Annotated in this window: 20 protein-coding genes; 5 read left to right on the top strand and 15 right to left on the bottom strand. The window is 53.6% G+C overall.

The genetic code is table 11. The annotated features are described in order from the left end of the window. Positions 1-9 precede the first annotated feature (9 nt). The 3 genes from pdxH to pdxY all read left to right on the top strand — a co-directional run bounded on the left by pdxH (position 10) and on the right by pdxY (position 2,987). A complete protein-coding gene (gene pdxH / locus LDB27_RS11570) occupies positions 10-666 on the top strand; it encodes a pyridoxamine 5'-phosphate oxidase (protein ID WP_001282334.1) in 657 nt (218 codons plus the stop codon). A 126-nt stretch (positions 667-792) separates the two neighbouring features. After that, positions 793-2,067 (top strand): tyrosine--tRNA ligase, encoded by a 1,275-nt coding sequence (gene tyrS, locus LDB27_RS11565; RefSeq protein ID WP_000168626.1) that lies wholly within the window; start codon positions 793-795, stop codon positions 2,065-2,067. A gap of 59 nt (positions 2,068-2,126) precedes the next feature. Then, positions 2,127-2,987 carry a pyridoxal kinase PdxY gene (gene pdxY, locus LDB27_RS11560; RefSeq protein WP_000789732.1) on the top strand — a complete coding sequence of 287 codons (861 nt, stop codon included), beginning with the start codon at positions 2,127-2,129 and terminating at the stop codon, positions 2,985-2,987. A gap of 58 nt (positions 2,988-3,045) precedes the next feature. On the opposite strand, the gene gstA is transcribed toward pdxY, so the two are convergent. The 12 genes from gstA to blr all read right to left on the bottom strand — a co-directional run bounded on the left by gstA (position 3,046) and on the right by blr (position 13,471). Beyond that, the gene (gstA, locus tag LDB27_RS11555; protein WP_000765727.1) at positions 3,046-3,651 is read right to left on the bottom strand and encodes a glutathione transferase GstA; all 606 of its coding nucleotides are present in this window, start codon (positions 3,649-3,651) and stop codon (positions 3,046-3,048) included. A gap of 104 nt (positions 3,652-3,755) precedes the next feature. Next, positions 3,756-5,261, bottom strand: a complete 1,506-nt coding sequence (gene dtpA, locus LDB27_RS11550) for a dipeptide/tripeptide permease DtpA (protein WP_000100909.1) — start codon at positions 5,259-5,261, stop codon at positions 3,756-3,758. A gap of 601 nt (positions 5,262-5,862) precedes the next feature. Then, positions 5,863-6,498, bottom strand: coding sequence for an endonuclease III (gene nth / locus LDB27_RS11545; protein ID WP_001030318.1), 636 nt, complete (start codon positions 6,496-6,498; stop codon positions 5,863-5,865). Further along, positions 6,498-7,190, bottom strand: coding sequence for an electron transport complex subunit E (locus LDB27_RS11540; protein WP_001289628.1), 693 nt, complete (start codon positions 7,188-7,190; stop codon positions 6,498-6,500). The genes nth and LDB27_RS11540 overlap by 1 nt, the downstream gene beginning before the upstream one ends. A gap of 2 nt (positions 7,191-7,192) precedes the next feature. After that, positions 7,193-7,813 (bottom strand): electron transport complex subunit RsxG, encoded by a 621-nt coding sequence (gene rsxG, locus LDB27_RS11535; protein ID WP_000920817.1) that lies wholly within the window; start codon positions 7,811-7,813, stop codon positions 7,193-7,195. Between the two features lie 3 nt (positions 7,814-7,816). Further along, positions 7,817-8,875 (bottom strand): electron transport complex subunit RsxD, encoded by a 1,059-nt coding sequence (rsxD, locus tag LDB27_RS11530; protein ID WP_000231891.1) that lies wholly within the window; start codon positions 8,873-8,875, stop codon positions 7,817-7,819. Beyond that, positions 8,876-11,074, bottom strand: a complete 2,199-nt coding sequence (gene rsxC, locus LDB27_RS11525) for an electron transport complex subunit RsxC (RefSeq protein ID WP_000915654.1) — start codon at positions 11,072-11,074, stop codon at positions 8,876-8,878. It abuts the gene before it with no gap. Beyond that, positions 11,067-11,645, bottom strand: a complete 579-nt coding sequence (gene rsxB / locus LDB27_RS11520) for an electron transport complex subunit RsxB (protein WP_001092600.1) — start codon at positions 11,643-11,645, stop codon at positions 11,067-11,069. The genes rsxC and rsxB overlap by 8 nt, the downstream gene beginning before the upstream one ends. Next, positions 11,645-12,226, bottom strand: coding sequence for an electron transport complex subunit RsxA (gene rsxA / locus LDB27_RS11515; protein WP_000133179.1), 582 nt, complete (start codon positions 12,224-12,226; stop codon positions 11,645-11,647). The genes rsxB and rsxA overlap by 1 nt, the downstream gene beginning before the upstream one ends. Positions 12,227-12,302: 76 nt before the next feature. After that, positions 12,303-12,743: a DUF2569 domain-containing protein gene (locus LDB27_RS11510; RefSeq protein WP_000214061.1), complete on the bottom strand. Its 441-nt coding sequence runs from the start codon at positions 12,741-12,743 to the stop codon at positions 12,303-12,305. Positions 12,744-12,831: 88 nt separating this feature from the next. After that, positions 12,832-13,047, bottom strand: a complete 216-nt coding sequence (gene ydgT / locus LDB27_RS11505; protein ID WP_000217946.1) for a transcription modulator YdgT — start codon at positions 13,045-13,047, stop codon at positions 12,832-12,834. A 298-nt stretch (positions 13,048-13,345) separates the two neighbouring features. Next, entirely contained in the window at positions 13,346-13,471 is a 126-nt protein-coding gene (gene blr, locus LDB27_RS11500) for a division septum protein Blr (RefSeq protein WP_001708800.1), read from the bottom strand. A 207-nt stretch (positions 13,472-13,678) separates the two neighbouring features. Here blr and LDB27_RS11495 point away from each other — a divergent pair, with 207 nt between their 5' ends. Further along, positions 13,679-14,719, top strand: coding sequence for an oxidoreductase (locus tag LDB27_RS11495; RefSeq protein ID WP_000998242.1), 1,041 nt, complete (start codon positions 13,679-13,681; stop codon positions 14,717-14,719). Between the two features lie 74 nt (positions 14,720-14,793). On the opposite strand, the gene add is transcribed toward LDB27_RS11495, so the two are convergent. The 3 genes from add to malX all read right to left on the bottom strand — a co-directional run bounded on the left by add (position 14,794) and on the right by malX (position 18,785). Beyond that, complete coding sequence (gene add / locus LDB27_RS11490) at positions 14,794-15,795, bottom strand: adenosine deaminase (RefSeq protein ID WP_000565564.1); 1,002 nt, start codon at positions 15,793-15,795, stop codon at positions 14,794-14,796. A gap of 215 nt (positions 15,796-16,010) precedes the next feature. After that, a complete protein-coding gene (locus LDB27_RS11485) occupies positions 16,011-17,183 on the bottom strand; it encodes a MalY/PatB family protein (RefSeq protein WP_111761507.1) in 1,173 nt (390 codons plus the stop codon). 9 nt (positions 17,184-17,192) lie between these two features. After that, complete coding sequence (malX, locus tag LDB27_RS11480; protein ID WP_000208903.1) at positions 17,193-18,785, bottom strand: maltose/glucose-specific PTS transporter subunit IIBC; 1,593 nt, start codon at positions 18,783-18,785, stop codon at positions 17,193-17,195. Positions 18,786-18,957: 172 nt separating this feature from the next. Here malX and LDB27_RS11475 point away from each other — a divergent pair, with 172 nt between their 5' ends. Next, positions 18,958-19,986, top strand: coding sequence for a Mal regulon transcriptional regulator MalI (locus LDB27_RS11475; RefSeq protein WP_109288097.1), 1,029 nt, complete (start codon positions 18,958-18,960; stop codon positions 19,984-19,986). Positions 19,987-20,026: the final 40 nt, after the last annotated feature.

Here is a 20,026-nt window from a genome sequence, read left to right as displayed (position 1 = left end):
ATCAACGCCATGTCTGATAACGACCAATTGCAGCAGATCGCGCATCTGCGCCGTGAATACACGAAAGGCGGCTTGCGTCGCCGCGATTTACCCGCTGAACCGTTAACCTTATTTGAGCGCTGGCTTGGGCAAGCGTGCGACGCCAGACTGGCCGATCCGACGGCAATGGTCGTGGCGACCGTAGATGACAAGGGGCAACCGTACCAGCGTATTGTATTGCTCAAGCATTATGATGAAAAAGGCCTGGTCTTTTATACCAACCTGGGAAGCCGCAAGGCGCATCAAATTGAGCACAATCCGCGTATTAGTCTGTTATTTCCCTGGCATATGCTTGAACGCCAGGTGATGGTGACAGGCAAAGCCGAGCGTCTCTCCACACTTGAGGTGGTGAGGTATTTCCACAGCCGTCCGCGCGACAGCCAGATCGGCGCATGGGTCTCTAAACAATCCAGCCGCATTTCCGCGCGCGGTATCCTCGAAAGCAAATTTCTGGAGCTTAAGCAGAAGTTTCAACAGGGCGAAGTGCCGCTACCCAGCTTCTGGGGCGGTTTTCGCGTGAGTATCGAACAGATGGAGTTCTGGCAGGGCGGCGAACATCGTCTGCACGATCGCTTTTTATACCAACGCGACGACGGCGCGTGGAAAATCGACCGTCTTGCGCCCTAAAGATGCAAAAATCTTGTTTTAAGCACTGGTGCGGATGAATCCGCCGTTTTATGCTATGTCTCTTTCGCGTCTGGCGAAAAGTCGTGTACCGGCAAAGGTGCAGTCGTTTTATACATGGAGATTTTGATGGCAAGCAGTAACTTGATTAAACAATTGCAAGAGCGGGGGCTGGTAGCCCAGGTGACGGACGAAGACGCGTTGGCAGAGCGACTGGCGCAAGGCCCGATCGCGCTCTATTGCGGCTTCGATCCTACCGCTGACAGCTTGCATTTGGGGCATCTGGTTCCATTGTTATGCCTGAAACGCTTCCAGCAGGCAGGGCACAAACCTGTTGCGCTGGTAGGCGGCGCGACCGGTCTGATTGGCGACCCGAGCTTCAAAGCCGCCGAGCGTAAACTGAACACTGAAGAGACCGTTCAGGAGTGGGTGGCGAAAATTCGTAAACAGGTTGCCCCATTCCTGGACTTTGATTGCGGCGAAAACTCCGCCATCGCGGCCAATAACTATGACTGGTTCGGCAGCATGAATGTGCTGACTTTCCTGCGCGATATCGGTAAACATTTTTCCGTTAATCAGATGATCAACAAAGAAGCGGTGAAGCAGCGTCTGAACCGTGACGATCAGGGTATCTCTTTCACGGAGTTCTCTTATAACCTGCTACAGGGGTACGACTTCGCTTGTCTGAATAAACTGCACGGCGTTGCCTTACAGATTGGCGGTTCTGACCAGTGGGGGAACATCACTTCCGGTATCGACCTGACCCGTCGCCTGCACCAGAATCAGGTATTTGGTTTGACCGTTCCACTGATCACCAAAGCTGACGGCACGAAATTCGGTAAAACCGAAGGCGGCGCTGTCTGGCTGGATCCGAAGAAAACCAGTCCGTACAAATTCTACCAGTTCTGGATTAACACCGCAGATGCCGATGTTTATCGCTTCCTGAAATTCTTCACTTTTATGGACATTGAAGAGATCAATGCCCTGGAAGAAGAAGATAAAAACAGCGGGAAAGCGCCGCGCGCGCAGTATGTGCTGGCCGAGCAGGTGACGCGCCTGGTTCATGGTGAAGAAGGGCTGGTCGCGGCGAAACGGATCACTGAATGTCTGTTCAGCGGTTCACTGAGCGCGCTGAGCGAAGCTGACTTTGAGCAGTTGGCGCAGGACGGCGTACCGATGGTTGAAATGGAAAAAGGCGCCGATCTGATGCAGGCGCTGGTAGACGCCGAGCTCCAGCCGTCACGTGGTCAGGCGCGTAAGACTATCGCCTCCAACGCTGTCACTATCAATGGTGAAAAACAATCCGATCCTGAATACATCTTTAACGATGAGGACCGTCTGTTTGGCCGCTATACCTTATTACGTCGCGGCAAAAAGAACTATTGTCTGATTTGCTGGAAATAAGGCATTAAGTAACAGGGAGTGAGAAATCACTCCCTTATTTTTGATGTTCAGGTAAAAAAATGAAGAATATCCTCGCTATCCAGTCCCATGTTGTTTTCGGACATGCGGGCAACAGCGCCGCCGAATTTCCCATGCGCCGTCTTGGCGCGAATGTTTGGCCGCTGAATACCGTTCAGTTTTCTAACCACACGCAATATGGTAAATGGACCGGCTGTGTCATGCCGCCCAGCCATCTGACTGAGATTGTCCAGGGGATTGCGGACATTGGCCAATTAGCGCACTGCGACGCCGTACTTAGCGGTTACCTGGGATCTGCCGAGCAGGGAGAACACATTCTCGGTATTGTGCGCCAGGTTAAAGCGGCAAATCCGCAGGCAAAATATTTCTGCGATCCCGTGATGGGGCATCCGGAAAAGGGCTGTATCGTGGCGCCTGGCGTCGCAGAGTTCCATGTGCGTTATGCGCTACCCGCCAGCGATATTATCGCGCCTAACCTGATTGAACTGGAAATTCTCAGCAAACATAGCGTGAATAATGTGGATGACGCCGTGCAGGCGGCGCGTGAACTGATTGCTCAGGGGCCAGAAATTGTACTGGTAAAACATCTCGCCCGCGCCGGTTACAGTTCAGAACGCTTTGAAATGCTGCTGGTGACAGCGCAGGAAGCCTGGCATATTAGCCGTCCGCTGGTGGATTTCGGTTCACGTCAGCCGGTTGGCGTTGGCGATGTCACCAGTGGTTTATTGCTGGTCAAACTTTTGCAGGGCGCGACGTTGCAGCAGGCGCTGGAGCACGTTACGGCGGCAGTCTATGAGATTATGATCGCCACCAAAACGATGCAGGAGTACGAACTGCAGGTCGTGGCGGCCCAGGACAGGATCGCTAACCCTGAACATTACTTCAGCGCAACGCGGCTGTAATTATTGCTGTTAAAAAGAGGCCGGATGGCGGTACAGCGAGCTATCCGGCAACATGACATTAATTCAGTCCTTCCGCTTTAAGCGCTGCCGCAACGGTCGGTCTTTTTGCGACACGCTGCATATAACTTTCAATATGCGTTAACCCGTCCATATTCAGTTTTACGCCATAGGCCCAACGCAATACGGTAAACAGATAAGCGTCTGCAATGGTAAAACGCTGGCCGCAAATCCACTGGTCGTCTGAAAGCGACTCATCCACATACTGCAATTTCTTTTCCAGACCGGCGCGAACGGCGGGTTTGAGTGTTTCTGGCGTGTCAGGGCGGAACAGAGGGGTAAAGCCTTTATGCAGTTCCGTTGCAATATAGTTGAGCCATTCCAGCGTATGATAGCGAGCAAGACTACTTACCGGCGCCAGAAGCTGGCGGTCGGGAACGCTGTCGGCGAGATACTGCATAATGGCGACGCCTTCAGTCAACAGTGTGCCGTCATCCAGCAGCAGAGCTGGAACCTGTCCTTTAGGGTTGACTGCCAGGTAATCATCACCATTTTCCAGGCGTTTTTTTGCGAGATCGACGCCATCAAGCGTAAAGTCTTTGCCAATTTCGCGCAGGGTAATATGGGAAGCAAGAGAGCAGGCACCCGGTTTGTAGAACAGTTTCATCGGTAACTCCTTTTTGCTGAGGTTTAAAGTATGGTAGTGCGGGGACGAGCAAAAAAAAAGCCGCTAACGCACAGTTAGCGGCCTGAATGTTGTTTCCCGGAAAATTAAACTGTAGCGGCTTTAGAGCCTTTTTCAGCGTTATCATCGTCCTGGGTCATACGGTTCAGCTTAGGCGCTGTCAGCAGCATCAGGATGGCGATAACGGCGGTTGCTATGCCAATCTGCATAAATACGCGACCATAGACTTCCAGGGACATCAGTGGGTCAGTCACGTCGCTCGGCACAGCCATCAGGTTGGCGACATAACCGCCGATGATGTTAGCGCCTGCCGTTGTCAGGAACCAGCTACCCATGATGAAGCCCATCAGACGCTGCGGAACCAACTGTGCGACCATTGCCAGTCCCAGACCGGAGATCATCAGCTCACCGATACTTTGCAGGCCGTAGCTTGCGATCAGCCAGTTTACGGATACGATGCCGGCATCGTTCGCAAATTTGGCGCCCAGCGGCAGAATCAGGAACGCGCCGGAACACAGCACCATACCAATGGCGAATTTCATCGGCATCGGCAGCGTATCGCCCATCCTGTTATAGATAGCGGCCAGAATCGGGCTGCCGATAATGATCCAGAATGGGTTCAGCGCCTGATACTGTTCCGGTTCGAACGCGATACCGAGAATAGAGTGCTCGACGTTACGAATGGCAAAGAAGTTCAGCGACGTCGGCATCTGGCTGTACAGTACGAAGAAGATAATCGCCTGCAGCATCAAAATAAAGGCGACGATCATTTTACGGCGAGCCGCGCCGTGCATGGAAAACGCTTCTTTACCGAAGATAATGACGATGCCAAGAGCGATTACGCCCAGCACCATACGCGCGATGTCCTGGTTGTGCAGCAGCCAGGTGGCGACCGCAATCAGAACGACAATACCCACGATTGTCAGCAGCAGATTACGGAAGTTGATCGGTTCAAAGTCGGGTTTGGAACCGTAGCTTTTCACCCAACGCTGGCAGAAAGCAAAGTTAACGACGGTTATCAGCATACCGACGACGCTAAGCGCAAACGCGGTGCTCCAGCCATAACGCGCCGCCAGCCACGGCGTCGCCAGCATAGAGAAGAAGGAGCCGATGTTGACGGACATATAATACATCGTAAATGCGCCGTCGAGACGCGGATCGTCCTTCGCGTAACAGGTAGACAGCAGGGAAGACGGGTTAGCTTTAAACAGACCGTTACCCACAGCGATAGCCGCCATGCCCATATAGACGATGCCAGCGTCATGACCAGACCATGCGACCAGCGCATAACCGATAGCCAGCACCACGGCACCCAGCATAATAACGCGTTTGGTGCCCAGAATTTTATCACCTAACCAACCGCCAATGGCGACCAAGCCGTACACCAGCGCACTGAAGGAAGAGAAAAGGGTGATGGAATCCGCTTCTGACATACCCAGTTGTTTTACCAGGTAGACGGCCATAATGCCTTGCAGGCCGTAATAACCAAAACGCTCCCATAACTCTATCGAGAAGATGAGATAGAACGCCTTCGGTTGTTTGAAAGCGTTCAAACTGACGCTTTCAGTTGGTTTTTTGTTTGCAGTAGACACTTTTACCTCTTTTTTACGCCCCGTATTAACAGGGATTGTCTGGCGCGTGATGAGTCAGACTCATCCGTCCGATTGTTATATTGGAGGGGAAACGGCAGGTAATGTTCACTATCTTTCCTCTCCAGACAAGAGCTTTGTAATAATCTGTTACATATAACTCTTCTGGTTGAATCGTCCGATGTCAGAAATGTTATCCAGCGTTAAATTTCTTCATTTGAAGAATGGCAGATTTTTACACTGCAAAAAGGCCATTGGTTTGGGTGAAAGGCGATATCTTCTGCTATTTAAGGTGAAAAGCAGTGATATAGGCCATTATCTGAAAAAATGGCAGAGTAATATTTTGTAGTGAAAACGGGGCGTCAGTCTATCCGGTTGTAAATGTAACCTTAGATGTCATTAAATTTCACATGAAGTTATCAAAGTGATCCTGATCACGGATAGATAGAAATTTTTGCGATTAAAAAAATGATTAACCTGACGTGGAGGGAAAACGAAAGCACATTACATCAGAAAAAGGACAGAGACTGGAATGATTGATGGCTAAAATAGATCCAGGCCGAAGGTGGGAGCGCGCTGGCGTGACGGACGCACTCCGACCATATCAAATATCGACTTTTTCTTTGTATTCGCAAAGGTCTTCAATGAGGCAGGAGCCGCAGCGGGGTTTTCGAGCGATACAGGTATAGCGGCCATGCAAAATTAACCAGTGATGGCAGTCCACTTTGAACTCATTCGGCACTACTTTCAGTAACTTCTCTTCTACCTGCTCGACATTTTTACCCGGCGCGAACTGTGTTCGGTTGCATACACGAAATATATGCGTATCAACGGCGATGGTCGGCCAGCCGAAGGCGGTATTTAGCACCACGTTAGCGGTTTTACGGCCCACGCCGGGAAGCGCTTCCAGCGCCGCCCGATCCTCCGGCACTTCGCCATTATGCTTGTCCAGTAAAATACGGCAGGTCTTAATCACGTTTTCCGCTTTACTGTTAAATAAACCGATGGTTTTGATATAGGATTTCACGCCTTCTACGCCCAGTTCCAGCATCGCGGCTGGCGTATTGGCGACCGGGTAAAGTTTGGCGGTAGCCTTGTTCACGCTGACGTCGGTTGCCTGCGCGGAAAGCAACACGGCAATCAGCAACTCAAACGGCGACGTGAAATTGAGTTCCGTTGTGGGGTGCGGATTGTTGTCGCGCAGGCGCGTCAGAATTTCCAGCCTTTTTGCTTTGTTCATCAGACTTTCCCTGTTTCACCTGCCGGAACAGCGGAAGGCGCGGTTTCGGCGCGGCGTTTCTTCATTTTTTCATCAATAAGATATTTTACCGCCAGCATGAGCCCCAGGCCGATAAACGCGCCTGGCGGCAGCATCGCCAGCAGGAAAGGCGAGTCGGTGTGAAATATCTCGACCCGTAATACTTTTGCCCAGCCTCCCAGCAGGCTATCCGCGCCATCGAAAAGCGTACCATTCCCGAGGATCTCGCGCAGCGAACCCAGCACGAACATCGCGCCTGTCGCGCCCATGCCGATGGAAAAACCGTCCAACGCGGAAAGCCACGGTCCTTTTTTCGCGGCAAACGCTTCGGCGCGACCGACAACAATGCAGTTCGTTACAATCAGCGGAATAAAAATCCCTAAAGACTGATATAAACCGAACGCATACGCATTGATCAGCATCTGTACTGCGCTTACCACCGAGGCAATGATCATAACGTAAATCGGGATACGGATTTCTGCCGGCGTCCAGCGACGTAGTGCGGATACCGTAAGGTTGGTCAGCGTTAATACCAGCGTTGTGGCCAGACCCAGCCCCAGAGCGTTGGTTGCCGTAGACGTCACCGCCAGTAAAGGGCACAGGCCAAGTAGCTGCACCAGAGCAGAGTTATTTTTCCATAACCCCTGAACAACAATGTCTTTTATTTCGCTCATGGCTATTCTCCACAGGCGGTTAAATGGGGGAGCTGAGCGGGCAGTGATTCGGCGTACAGCCCGGCGCGTTTAACCGCATTCACCACGGCGCGCGGCGTTATTGTCGCCCCGGTAAATTGATCAAAATCACCGCCATCCTTTTTCACCGCCCAGTGCGTATCATTTTCACCGCTGATGGTTTTACCGCTAAAGTGGGTAATCCAGTCAGACAAACGGCGCTCAATTTTATCACCTAACCCTGGCGTCTCATGATGTTCCGTCACACGCGTCCCCAGGACGGTACCGTTGAAATCTGCGCCAACAATAAGCTGGATAGCGCCGGAATAGCCATCTGGCGCGGTGGCCTCAATGATGGCTGCTACGGGTTTATCATCCTTGCGAGCGATAAAAACACGATGTGTGCCTTTGCCGAGGGCGGGCGCATCGACCAGATAACAGCTATCTTGCAGATTATTATTGTAACGATCTGGCGGCAATACCTGATCGAACAGGGCATGCTGTTGTTGCAGCGCTTGTTCGTGGATGGTTGATTTTGTCATCTGATTAATCACCGCAGTCAATCCCGTAGAACCTGCGGCAAAAAGCGCCAGCGTAATACCGTGTTTACGAATCGTTTTCAGCATGGTTTATCCTTTGCGATGTCCATAGACGCGGGGGCGCGTGTAGTAGTCGATCAGAGGAACCGTGATATTCGCCAACAGGACAGCAAAAGCAACGCCGTCCGGATAGCCGCCGAAGCTACGAATCAGCCACACTAATACCCCAGCCAGCGCGCCGAAAATTAAACGTCCACGGTTGGTCGTGGAGGCGGTAACCGGATCCGTCAAGATAAAAAATGCGCCCAGCATGGTGGCGCCTGACAGCAGATGAAGCTGCGGCGAGGCCAGCGTAGCGGGCGAAAAAAGCCAACCTAACGCGGCGCATAGCGCCAGCGTCAGTAGAAAACTGACCGGGATATGCCAGCGGATAGCTTTTTGCCACAGCAGGAATACGCCGCCGACAAGCCAGGCGAGGTTAACCCACTGCCAGCCCACGCCAGCCAGCGCGCCGCTGTATATCGGGTACTGCATGATTTGCTCAACGGAGTGCCCGGCGCGCAAGGACGTTTTAAACGTATCCAGCGGCGTCGCCTGGCTGATACCGTCAATACCAATACGTAGCAGTGTCATATCGCCGCCGCTGGCGGTATGCCCGGTAAAAATCATCCGCAACGTGTCCAGCATATCGGGCGTTGTTGCGGCTATTTCATAAGGCGGCAACCAGCTTGTCATTTGCACCGGAAAGGAGATTAAGAGCACCACGTAACCGATCATTGCCGGATTAAAGGGGTTTTGTCCCAGCCCGCCATATAACTGTTTAGCGATAATAATGGCGAATCCGGTTCCCAGCACGACCATCCACCAGGGCGCGAGCGGAGGGATGCTGACCGCCAGCAAAAGCCCCGTCAATAACGCGGAATAATCCTGTAGGTGACTGGCGACCGATTGTTTGCGCAGTCTAAGGACAATGGCTTCCGCGACGAGCGCCGTGATGGCAGCCAGAACGATCTGGAAAAGCGTTCCCCAACCAAAAAACCACGTCTGCGCGGCAATCCCCGGCAGAGCGGCGATTAATACCAGCAACATGATTCGCGATGTCTGGCGCTGGTTATGGGTATAAGGCGAGCTTGCGATTCTGAATACCATTTAATCCTCGTTAACTACCTGCTGCTGTGCTGCTTTTTTTGCCTGAACGCGGGCGATCGCCGCAGCAACCGCGGCTTTACGCGGGTCGGCCGGTTCGACAGGTTCGCTTCCGGCCTGCTGCTCCTGCTTGCGGGCTTTGGCGCGGGCGATAGCCGCCTCCACCGCGGCTTTGCGCGGATCGACCGGTTCGCTTCCGGCCTGCTGCTCCTGCTTGCGGGCTTTGGCGCGGTCGATAGCCGCTTCCACTGCGGCTTTACGCGGATCGACCGGTTCGGCAGGTTCGCTTCCGGCCTGCTTCTCCTGCTTGCGGGCTTTGGCGCGGGCGATAGCCGCTTCCACCGCGGCTTTGCGCGGATCGACCGGTTCGGCAGGTTCGCTTCCGGCCTGCTGCTCCTGCTTACGGGCTTTGGCGCGAGCGATAGCCGCCTCCACCGCGGCTTTACGCGGATCGACCGGTTCGGCAGGTTCGCTTCCGGCCTGCTGCTCCTGCTTACGGGCTTTGGCGCGGGCGATGGCTGCCTCCACTGCAGCTTTACGCGGGTCGTCGCCGGGTATCGCGCTGTCAGCCATCGGATGAGCGGCTTGTTTAGCGCGCGCTTGCGCTTTACGCGCTTCACGGGCCGCGATGACGGCGCTATTGTCTGGCAGACTACCCGCCTGAATAACCACCGGTTGCGTGGCCTGCGCCTGTTTCTCTTTTACCCGCGCCAGCGCAGCGGCAATGGCATCCTGATCTTTTGCCGCTGGTTGTACCGCTGCGCTCTTATGACGTGCAAGGCGGGCGGCTTTTTCGCGCTCCAGTCTTGCCTGACGAGCCTCAAAACGTGCTTTGGCTTCGGCGGCGCGTTTTTCTTCAAGCCTGATCGCATTAATCTCCGCTTTTTCCTGACGGAAATATTGGACGAGCGGAATATTACTGGGGCAGACCCAGGCGCAGGCGCCGCATTCTATACAATCAGCAATATGGTGAGCGGTAGCCTTGTCATGCTGCTGCCCTTTGCTGAACCAATAAAGCTGCTGCGGTAAAAGGTCGGCAGGGCAAGCGTCAGCGCAAGCACTGCAACGAATACAGCTTTTCTCTTCCTGAGGCGCTCCCATTTCAGTCACGGATGGCGCCAGCAAGCAGTTGGTGATTTTTACGACCGGTACGTCAAGCCAGGGAAGGGTGAATCCCATCAACGGGCCGCCCATGATGACCATCTGGTCAGCAGAAGGGCAGAACCCGGCATCGTTAAGCAAATGACGAACGGGAGTGCCGAGCCGCGCCCAGACGTTACCCGGACGGCTTACCGCTTCACCCGTTAAGGTGACAACGCGTTCTGTGATCGGTTCGCCGTCAACCACGGCGCGTTTAACGGCATAAGCCGTACCGACGTTTTGCATCAGCACGCCAATATCAGAGGAGCGCCCGCCGTGGGGAACCTGTTTTCCCGTCAGTATTTGGGTGAGCTGTTTTGCGCCGCCGGAAGGGTATTTGGTTGGGATCACACGTAACGAAATATCGTGGGCGTCAGCCAGTACGGCGCGCAGCATGGAAATAGCCTGCGGTTTGTTATCTTCAATGCCGATTAAAACCTCACGCGGTTGCAGAATATGCGCCAGGATGCGAATACCTTCCACAATCTGCGCGGCGCAGTCCTGCATCAGACGATCGTCCGCCGTAATGTAAGGTTCGCACTCTGCGGCATTGATAATAAGCGTGGTGATTTTATCGCCGCCGCCCTGCAATTTAACGCCGGTGGGAAACCCCGCGCCGCCAAGCCCGGCAACGCCATACTGATGAATGCGTTCAATGAGCGCTTCACGGCTGTGGGCGCGGTAATCAGACCAGCCCTCGCGTTCAATCCAGCGGTCCTCGCCGTCGGCATCAATGATGACGCTTAACTCCGCCAGCGCCGAAGGATGCGCCGTCGAGTGGGGCGCAATAGCGATAACCGTCCCGGAGGTGGGCGCGTGTACCGGCAGCATTCTCCCACGTCCACGGGTAAGCGCCTGGCCGCGCAGCACGCGATCGCCGACGCTAACGCACAGCTCTCCCTCAGCGCCAATGTGCTGTTTTAAGGGGATAACGAAGCGCGGCGCTAAAGGCACCTGGCGCAGCGGCGTGCCGTTTGACTGGGTCTTCATTTCGGGCGGATGAATACCACCGTCGAAATCCCAGATTTTATCTTTTCTGAAAGCGGAAAATAGTTTAAGCATGTTGTTCCACGGGAATGATGCGAACGGGAATGGTGTTCAAATCCCATTTCCAACTGTCGGGCGTCTCATTCACCGGACGTAATTCGATGCAGTGCGTCGGACACGGATCGACGCACAGATTACAGCCAGTACAGAGATCGCTCATGACCGTGTGCATGGCGCGCGTTGCGCCAACGATGGCGTCAACCGGGCAGGCCTGAATGCATTTTGTGCAGCCAATGCAGTTATTTTCATCAATAACTGCCAGCATACGTACTGGCGCAGCCTGCTGTTCTTCACCATCGCATGGTTGCGGCTCTACGTTTAGCAGCTCTGCCATTTTCAGCATGACGGCTTCGCCGCCGGGCGCGCAACGATTGATTTTCTCGCCCTGGAGACCCACGGCTTCGGCGTAGGGGCGGCAGCCGGGATAGCCGCACTGACCACACTGGCTCTGCGGCAAAATCGCATCGATTTTTTCAACAACCGGATCATCTTCAACCGCGAATCGGCGGGAGGCATAACCCAGAATGGCGCCGAACACCAGGCCCAGAAGGGTCAGGGCGCCAACGGCAATCCAGATAGTATTCATTACAACTTCACCAAACCACTAAAGCCCATAAAGGCCAAAGACATTAATCCTGCGGTAATCAATGCTATCGCGTTACCACGAAAAGGGGCGGGCACATCCGCTACGGCAAGGCGTTCGCGGATGGCGGCAAACAGAACCATCACTAATGAAAAACCGACGGCGGCGGAAAATCCGTACAGCGCCGACTGAAGAAAGTGATGACCGAGATTAATATTCAGTAATGCTACGCCCAGAACCGCACAGTTAGTGGTAATCAGTGGTAAGAAGATGCCTAACAAGCGGTATAACGCCGGGCTGGTTTTCCGTACAACCATTTCGGTAAATTGCACGACCACAGCAATGACGAGGATAAAGGCCAGCGTCCGCAGATAAATCAGATCCAGCGGAATAAGTATCCAGGTGTCGATAAGCCAGGCGCATATCGACGCCAGCGTCATGACAAAGGTCGTCGCGAGGCCCATCCCCATGGCGGTTTCCAGTTTTTTGGATACGCCCATAAAGGGACAAAGGCCCAGGAATTTGACCAGTACAAAGTTATTGACCAGTACAGTTCCGACAAAGAGCAGCAGGTAATCAGTCATGTTTCGGCCTGAAATAAAAAAGCCGCCTATTATCTGTCAAACTACCACAGGCGACAACAGGTTAACTGTAGGGTTATTACGGATTAACAAACGTTGTTTTAACGCGCGCTGAACGTTTGAGATAAGGCACAATGAGCGCCGTCGCCAACAGTGGGAAGAGTAACTGACGCACGGCAAAGGCATCTGAGACGGGCGAAAAGGCAAATGCTTTAACCGCCAGTAACACCGACACCAGCAGCCAGATAATGTAATGCTTCGGCACGCAGCGTCTGCGCTTGAAGAATGCGATCGTCAACCACAGGGTATAGTACCACATGGCGATAGCGGTAATAAATGAAATGCCCCATAGCAGTAAATTACCGGTTTCCTGTCCGCTAAGCGTCTTGAACGTTTGCGGTGTGGCAAGCGCCATAACGTAGAGTAATAACGCCAGCGAGGCGCTCAACAACGCGACTAACAGCCAGGCTAACGGGCCAAGAAGCCAGCCTCCAATTCGTTGTGGCGGTGTTGTAGTCATATCTTCTCCGGGGTTACGCGCGTTAACGGTCATGCCGCTCATTTTGGGGCAAATATTATAAGGTTTTTGATGTTAAACGCTACTCTCTTTATTGCACATAGCGCCAGACGGATTGCGGAACCTGACCTACATCAAACAGGCGTCCTCCGGAAACCAGTTCGGCACGGCGGTGATCTGCAGCGCGATACATATTAACAATGTCCATGTCATCAGTAAGGGTATAGTTAAGGTGGTCGAACAGTTTTTCCAGACTTTCGAGCGAACTAATTTTGCGGAATTTTAATAGATAATCCTGAACAGTCATATAAAGTTGATCCATATTAAATATAATGCCAACGGAGTAGTCACTGATAAAAAATAAACAAAACCGCACCAGTGAGAGGTCAGGGGTGCAGGTAAAAAGGGAATATTCTTACCGGTAAAGAGTCAGGCGCCACATGGCGCCTGGGGCGAAAGGTTAACGCGCTTTCCTACAACAGGCAATAAACGTCAGACCAGATAGGACATATTTCGTTTTTTTTTGCCGGTTTTTGACTTTTCTTTGCACCCCCCGGGGCGCCGCTTACCGTACCACGCGAAAATGCCTTTACATTATCTGACGCTTACTTCTTCTGAACGGAAGCCGTGGGCTCTGGTGGTTGGTAATTGTCAATATGGTTGGCAATACCTAAAAGAATGACTGAGATAACGAGAACTATCCACCCAGTTAATTCAATAAGACGATTCATTATTGACGACATTTGCTTTGATTTATCCATAAACACAGGGGGTAAATGTTACTTTCCTGGCGAACGGTCGGCAAGAGGGAGGGAAACGTTTTCAGCCTCTGTTCTGTAACAAGTTAATCATTTGATGCTACGTTGATGGTCAGGACGCTATTGCGGCTAATCGCACGATGGTGTGGAATAGCGATATCTAAAACCGGAGGCAGTGAGATGAATGACAAAATCCGCGTTGGGTTAATCGGTTATGGCTACGCCAGTAAAACCTTTCATGCGCCCTTAATTATGGGAACGCCAGGGCTAGAGCTTGCGGCGGTATCCAGCAGCGATGAAACAAAAGTGAAAGCAGACTGGCCGGCGGTTTCCGTGGTCTCTGAGCCCCGACATTTATTTAACGATCCGCATATCGACCTGATCGTGATCCCGACGCCCAACGATACCCATTTCCCGCTGGCGAAAGCTGCGCTGGAAGCCGGTAAGCATGTGGTGGTTGATAAACCCTTTACCGTGACACTGTCACAGGCGCGAGAATTGGATGCGCTTGCGCGGAGCACTGGTCGGGTACTTTCCGTCTTCCACAACCGACGCTGGGACAGCGATTTTTTGACGCTGAAGGCCTTGCTGGCGGATGGCGTGCTCGGCGAGGTGTCCTTGTTTGAATCCCACTTTGATCGCTTCCGTCCCCAGGTGCGCGACCGCTGGCGCGAGCAAGGCGGGCCAGGAAGTGGTATCTGGTACGATCTGGCGCCGCACTTGTTGGATCAGGCCATTCAACTTTTTGGCCTGCCGGTCAGCATGACGGTGGATTTAGCGCAGCTGCGTCCGGGTGCGCAATCTACAGATTATTTCCACGCGATTTTATCCTACCCCCAGCGCCGCGTGATTTTGCACGGTACGATGCTGGCCGCGGCGGAATCCGCGCGATACATCGTTCATGGTTCGCGCGGTAGCTATGTAAAATATGGCCTCGATCCCCAGGAAGAACGGTTAAAAAACGGCGAGCGTTTACCGCAGGAAGACTGGGGATACGACATGCGTGACGGCGTATTGACCCTGGTTGAGGGAGAGACGCGCAAAGAAGAGAACTGGCTTACGTTGCCGGGTAACTATCCGGCATATTATGCCGCCATCCGCGATGCGTTAAACGGTAACGGTGAAAATCCCGTGCCGGCAAGCCAGGCGATTCAAATTATGGAGTTGATTGAACTGGGCATGGAATCGGCAAAACATCGCGCGACGCTGTGTCTTGCCTGAGATGTCGCATTTCTCCGCCTGTGATAGCATTAAACCGCAGGCGGAGAGAGGACGTCAGCATCAATAAAGCAATCTTACGCCGCGGCCACTTTTTCGCGCAGCGCACGTTTTTCGTCATCGCTCAGAAAGGCGATTTCCAGACCGTTAATCTGCGCCTGGCGAATCTGTTCGCGGCTCAATCCTGCCGCTGGCGCGGCGACGTGATATTCATGGATAATATCTACGCCCTGAACAGCCGGATCGTCCGTATTAAGACTGGCGAGAACGCCATGCTCAAGGAAGGTTTTGAGCGGATGATCTGCCAGCGATGCGACGGTACTGGTCTGAATATTCGAGGTCAGACAGGATTCAATACCGATACGCTGCTGTGCAAGAAAATCCATTAACGCGCGATCTTCGACAGCTTTTACGCCATGTCCGATACGTTCGGCCCCCAGTTCGCGAATCGCCTGCCAGATACTTTCCGGCCCTGCGGCTTCGCCAGCGTGAACGGTAATATGCCAGCCCGCATCGCGCGCCCGATTAAAGTGCGACAAAAACAGACTGCCGGGAAAGCCCAGCTCATCACCGGCTAAATCCAGCGCGGTGATTTTCTCTCTGTGCGCCAACAGCGCATCAAGCTCCTGTAAACATGCCGCCTCGCCGAAGGTACGGCTCATAATGCCAATGAGTCGCGCCTCGACGCCAAACGTGTTACAGCCGTCGCGTACTCCGTCGATAACGGCTTCAACCACGCCTGCGATCGGTAACTGATGCGCCATCGCCATATAGCCGGGCGAAAAGCGAAGCTCGACGTAATGCAGGCCGTTACGTGCGGCATCTTCAATATTTTCAAAGGCCACACGGCGGCAGGCGTCAAGCGATGCCAGGACTTTTACCCCCCAATCGAGCTTCGTGAGAAAGCTCACTAAATCGGGTTCGGTTGAGGTGACCTGGACATGCGGAATCAACGTTTCCAGCGTTTGGGCGGGAAGGGCGATGTTGAACTGCCGACCAAGATCCAGAATTGTTTGGGCGCGAATGTTGCCATCAAGGTGGCGGTGGATGTCAGTCAAAGGAAGCGTAATATCAATCATGGGCGCACTCAATTTTTAATAAAAGTGCGCACCATTATACTACAGATTGATAATCCTCTGGAAATTTTGCAAAAACGGAGTCATTACGTTGCAACTTCGCGAGAGCGCGGGAGAAATTTTGTATCATTCTCTTTAACGCGCCCCCGGTCAGCTCACGGGGGGGCTCTGTTATCGCATCTTAGGATAAAGGGTCAACCCCCCGCTTGTAGACAGTATCAGCGAACGGTGCGGATAGCATTAATCAATCCGTTGACGCCTTTTTCAAGTTTCAGGCGAGGGCATCCGGCATTCAGACGCACAAATCCCCGGCCTTCTGTGCCATAGGTATCGCCGGGCATAATGGCGACTTTCTCCTGATGAATGAGCGTGTGCTGTAATTTTTGATCGTCAATGCCGAGTGGACGGAGATCAATCCAGGCCAGATAGGTCGATGGCGGCGCTTGCCAGTTCAACGTCGGAAAGGCGCCATTCAGCGCCTGCTCAATATAGCGCATATTAGCCGCCAGCGAGGCGCGTAACGCATCCAGCCACGGCGCGCCGTGCTGATACGCGGCAATATGCGCCGTGAGCGAGAGCACCGCTGGCGAAGAGAGGCCGTCGCGCCCTTTTAAGGCGGCCAGGTAGCGTTCACGGCTTTCACTATTTTCAATGATTCCATAAGCGCCGGTTAATGCCGGAATGTTGAAGCTTTTCGAGCCGGAGGAGAGCAGCGCCCAGTCTCCGCGCGCGACATTGCTCCAGGGAATATGCGGCTGGTTTCCCCATACCATATCCATGTGAATTTCATCGGAAATCACCCGTACGCCATGGCGCTCGCACAGCGTTGACATCGTTTCCAGCTCGTCACGCGTCCACACTTTACCGGTGGGATTTTGCGGACTGCACAGCAGCAGGATTTTGCTTTCCGGACGCGCCAGCGCCGCCTCCAGTTTGGCCATATCGCAATACCAGGCGTTGCCTTCTTTCTCCAGCGGGACGGGAGTGACGATGCGATGGTTGCCTTCAATCGCTTTATAAAAAGCATCGTAAGCGGGGGTATGAACTACCACGCCATCGCCTTCGTTGGACCACTGGCGGATAAGCTCGGACGCCATATAGATAACGGAGGGGCCGTATACGAGGGAGTGGGCATCTATCGTGGTCTGATGGCGTGTCGCAAACCAGTGGGTAATCGCCCCTAAAAACGCCTCATTTTTCCAGCGGCTATAGCCCAGCACACCGTGGGAAAGGCGCTGGTTTAGCGCCTCCAGGATACACGGCGCGGTGGCAAAATCCATATCCGAGATCGTAAAGGGGAGCAGATCGGCTTCGCCAAAACGATCGGCGACATAATCCCACTGCGTACACCATGTCCCGCGACGGTCAACTTCCTGTGAAAAATCGAACATATCTCTTCCTTATGCCTGAACGGTATTCATCAGACCAACCATTTCATCTTTTACCGACTGAACCTGCGGGCCGATAACCACCTGCAAATTATGCTGATTGAGCTGTACGACGCCTATCGCACGATTGTCCTTCAATGCCTGGACATCGACAAGCGACATATCTTTCACGGACAGACGTAGGCGGGTGATGCAGTTGTCCAGACTCACGATGTTTTCCGTGCCGCCTAATGCCGCCAGGATAGCAGGCACGTTGTAGCCGGATTTTCCTGGCGCGCCAGCGATCGCTTTTTCAATGCTGGTGGCGATCTCCGCTTCGCGCCCCGGTGTTTTGAGGTTAAAGCGTGTAATGGCGAAGCGGAAAATGAGGTAGTAAACCGCAAACCAAATCGCCGCCACTACCGGTACCAGATACCATTTTGTTGACAGACCATGCAGGATGCCAAACACCACAAAGTCAATAATATTGCCATCCGTATTGCCGATAGTGACGCCGAGAATAGCCATGATGGTAAAGCCCAGCCCGGTCAGCAGAGCATGAATAACGTACAGCACCGGCGCTACGAACAGGAACAGGAATTCCAGCGGCTCCGTTGTACCGCCGACAACGCAGGCGATTAAACCGGAAATCAATAATCCTTTAATTTTAGGGCGGTTTTCTGGACGGGCACAGTGGTACATTGCCAGCGCGGCGCCCGGCAACCCACCGAGAAACGCTGGCATTTTGCCTTGCGATAAGAAGCGAGTGGCGCTTTCAGAGAAGCCGTGCGTCGTTGGGCAACTGAGTTGGGCCTGGAAAATAGTCAATGCGCCGCTCACGGTATGCCCGCATACCTCTTGCGTACCGCCCGCCTCGGTGAAGCGAATCAGCGCTACCAGAATATGGTGCAGACCAAAAGGCAACAGCAGGCGCTCGCCGGTGCCGAAAATCATCGGTCCAAAGTCGCCGGCGCTATTGATGATATGACCCAGTCCACTAATTCCCATCGCAAAAACCGGCCAGACGAGCGGGATAACCAGGCCGACGAGCCCCATCACAACGGCGGAAACGATAGGTACAAAACGCGTACCGCCGAAAAAAGCCAGCGCATCCGGCAAACGAATGGTATGAAACCGTTCATGCAGCATCCAGACAATAATACCAGCGATAACGGCGCCGAGGATGCCGGTATCGATAGAGGGGATGCCCAGAATATTTTGTACGTTATTGGCTTTCAGCACCGCCGCATCGGTGGTCGGCAGAATGCCTTTTGCCGTGAGCCAGAAGTTGACTGCCAGATTCATGACCGCATAACCGACAAACCCGGCAAACGCGGCGACGCCTTTGTTTTCCCGCGCCAGACCGAGCGGAATCGCGATACAAAACATCACCGGCAGGAAGCTAAAGGCAAAAGAACCTACTTTACTCATCCAGGTGAAGATAGCCTGTAGCAAGGGATTACCCAGCACGGGGAGCAGGGTGATAACGTCGTGGCTACTGAGCGAGCTGCCGATACCGAGCATAATGCCGCAGAACGAGAGCAAGGCGACGGGCAACATAAACGTTTTGCCCAGTTGCTGGAAAAATTCCCATAGCGTTATTTTTGGCGTGGTTTTCGTCGTCATCTAACGACTCCTTGTTAATAAAGGCCGGTGTCAGGTTATGATGGCGAAAAGATAAAACGTTTTATCAAATTTTAGTGCGGCATTAATCACATTACTGACCGATAATAACGCGTATAAAGATAATGGATAGGTAAAACGTTTTATCTGTCAGATTCTGGAGCGATTTGTTGACATGGCTATCGCCAAAAAAATCACTATCCACGATGTTGCGCTGGCGGCTGGCGTGTCGGTGAGCACCGTTTCCTTAGTGCTGAGCGGCAAGGGGCGAATATCGGCCGCGACCGGCGAGCGCGTGAACGCGGCAATTGAACAACTGGGTTTTGTGCGTAACCGCCAGGCGTCCTCGCTGCGTGGCGGGCAAAGCGGCGTTATCGGTTTGATCGTGCGTGATTTATCGGCACCCTTTTATGCCGAATTGACCGCCGGGTTAACGGAAGCGCTGGAAGCGCAAGGCCGTATGGTTTTTCTCCTGCACGGGGGGAAAGATGGCGAACAGCTAAATCAGCGTTTTACCATGTTGCTCAATCAGGGTGTGGATGGCATGGTGATCGCCGGTGCGGCGGGCAGTAGCGAAGCGCTGAGAGCGCAGGCCGACGCACAAGGAATTCCGGTCGTGTTTGCGTCACGCGCCAGCTATCTTGATGATGCCGATACCGTTCGGCCTGACAACATGCAGGCGGCGCAGCTCCTGACGGAGTACCTTATTCGTCAGGGCCATCAGCGCATCGCCTGGCTGGGTGGACAAAGCGCATCTTTAACCCGCGCGGAGCGCGTGGGCGGCTATTGCGCGACGTTGTTAAAATACGGTCTACCGTTTCACAGCGAGTGGGTCGTGGAATGCGCTTCCAGTCAGAAGCAGGCAGCAGAAAGCATTACCGCGCTGTTGCGATACAATCCGACCATTAGCGCGGTCGTTTGTTACAACGAAACCATTGCGATGGGGGCGTGGTTTGGCCTGCTGAGAGCCGGACGACAGAGTGGCGAGAGCGGTGTCGATCGTTATTTCGAGCAGCAGGTGTCGCTGGCGGCGTTTGCTGATGTGGCGGAGAACGCCCTCGACGACCTGCCGATTATCTGGGCCAGTACGCCGGCGCGAGAAATAGGCTATACCCTGGCCGAACGAATATTGCAGCGTATTGCTCACGACGAGCACCATGTGCGGAGTCAAACGATAGCCGCTCGCCTGGTAACGCAAAAGTAGAGGCTGCGCGTCGTTCGGCGCAGACCGGGTGCAGCGTCGC

Source organism: Salmonella sp. JXY0409-18, from assembly GCF_020268625.1.
GTDB classification, from domain to species: domain Bacteria; phylum Pseudomonadota; class Gammaproteobacteria; order Enterobacterales; family Enterobacteriaceae; genus Salmonella; species Salmonella enterica.
Note: the sequence above shows the minus strand (reverse complement) of the source record. Positions and strands in the feature narration are given on the sequence as shown.

Coding starts and splice junctions, on each gene's coding strand:
- pdxH (WP_001282334.1), top strand. CDS start 10: ATGTCTGATAACGACCAATTGCAGCAGATCGCGCATCTGCGCCGTGAA.
- tyrS (WP_000168626.1), top strand. CDS start 793: ATGGCAAGCAGTAACTTGATTAAACAATTGCAAGAGCGGGGGCTGGTA.
- pdxY (WP_000789732.1), top strand. CDS start 2,127: ATGAAGAATATCCTCGCTATCCAGTCCCATGTTGTTTTCGGACATGCG.
- gstA (WP_000765727.1), bottom strand. CDS start 3,651: ATGAAACTGTTCTACAAACCGGGTGCCTGCTCTCTTGCTTCCCATATT.
- nth (WP_001030318.1), bottom strand. CDS start 6,498: ATGAACAAAGCAAAAAGGCTGGAAATTCTGACGCGCCTGCGCGACAAC.
- LDB27_RS11540 (WP_001289628.1), bottom strand. CDS start 7,190: ATGAGCGAAATAAAAGACATTGTTGTTCAGGGGTTATGGAAAAATAAC.
- rsxG (WP_000920817.1), bottom strand. CDS start 7,813: ATGCTGAAAACGATTCGTAAACACGGTATTACGCTGGCGCTTTTTGCC.
- rsxD (WP_000231891.1), bottom strand. CDS start 8,875: ATGGTATTCAGAATCGCAAGCTCGCCTTATACCCATAACCAGCGCCAG.
- rsxC (WP_000915654.1), bottom strand. CDS start 11,074: ATGCTTAAACTATTTTCCGCTTTCAGAAAAGATAAAATCTGGGATTTC.
- rsxB (WP_001092600.1), bottom strand. CDS start 11,645: ATGAATACTATCTGGATTGCCGTTGGCGCCCTGACCCTTCTGGGCCTG.
- rsxA (WP_000133179.1), bottom strand. CDS start 12,226: ATGACTGATTACCTGCTGCTCTTTGTCGGAACTGTACTGGTCAATAAC.
- LDB27_RS11510 (WP_000214061.1), bottom strand. CDS start 12,743: ATGACTACAACACCGCCACAACGAATTGGAGGCTGGCTTCTTGGCCCG.
- ydgT (WP_000217946.1), bottom strand. CDS start 13,047: ATGACTGTTCAGGATTATCTATTAAAATTCCGCAAAATTAGTTCGCTC.
- blr (WP_001708800.1), bottom strand. CDS start 13,471: ATGAATCGTCTTATTGAATTAACTGGGTGGATAGTTCTCGTTATCTCA.
- LDB27_RS11495 (WP_000998242.1), top strand. CDS start 13,679: ATGAATGACAAAATCCGCGTTGGGTTAATCGGTTATGGCTACGCCAGT.
- add (WP_000565564.1), bottom strand. CDS start 15,795: ATGATTGATATTACGCTTCCTTTGACTGACATCCACCGCCACCTTGAT.
- LDB27_RS11485 (WP_111761507.1), bottom strand. CDS start 17,183: ATGTTCGATTTTTCACAGGAAGTTGACCGTCGCGGGACATGGTGTACG.
- malX (WP_000208903.1), bottom strand. CDS start 18,785: ATGACGACGAAAACCACGCCAAAAATAACGCTATGGGAATTTTTCCAG.
- LDB27_RS11475 (WP_109288097.1), top strand. CDS start 18,958: ATGGCTATCGCCAAAAAAATCACTATCCACGATGTTGCGCTGGCGGCT.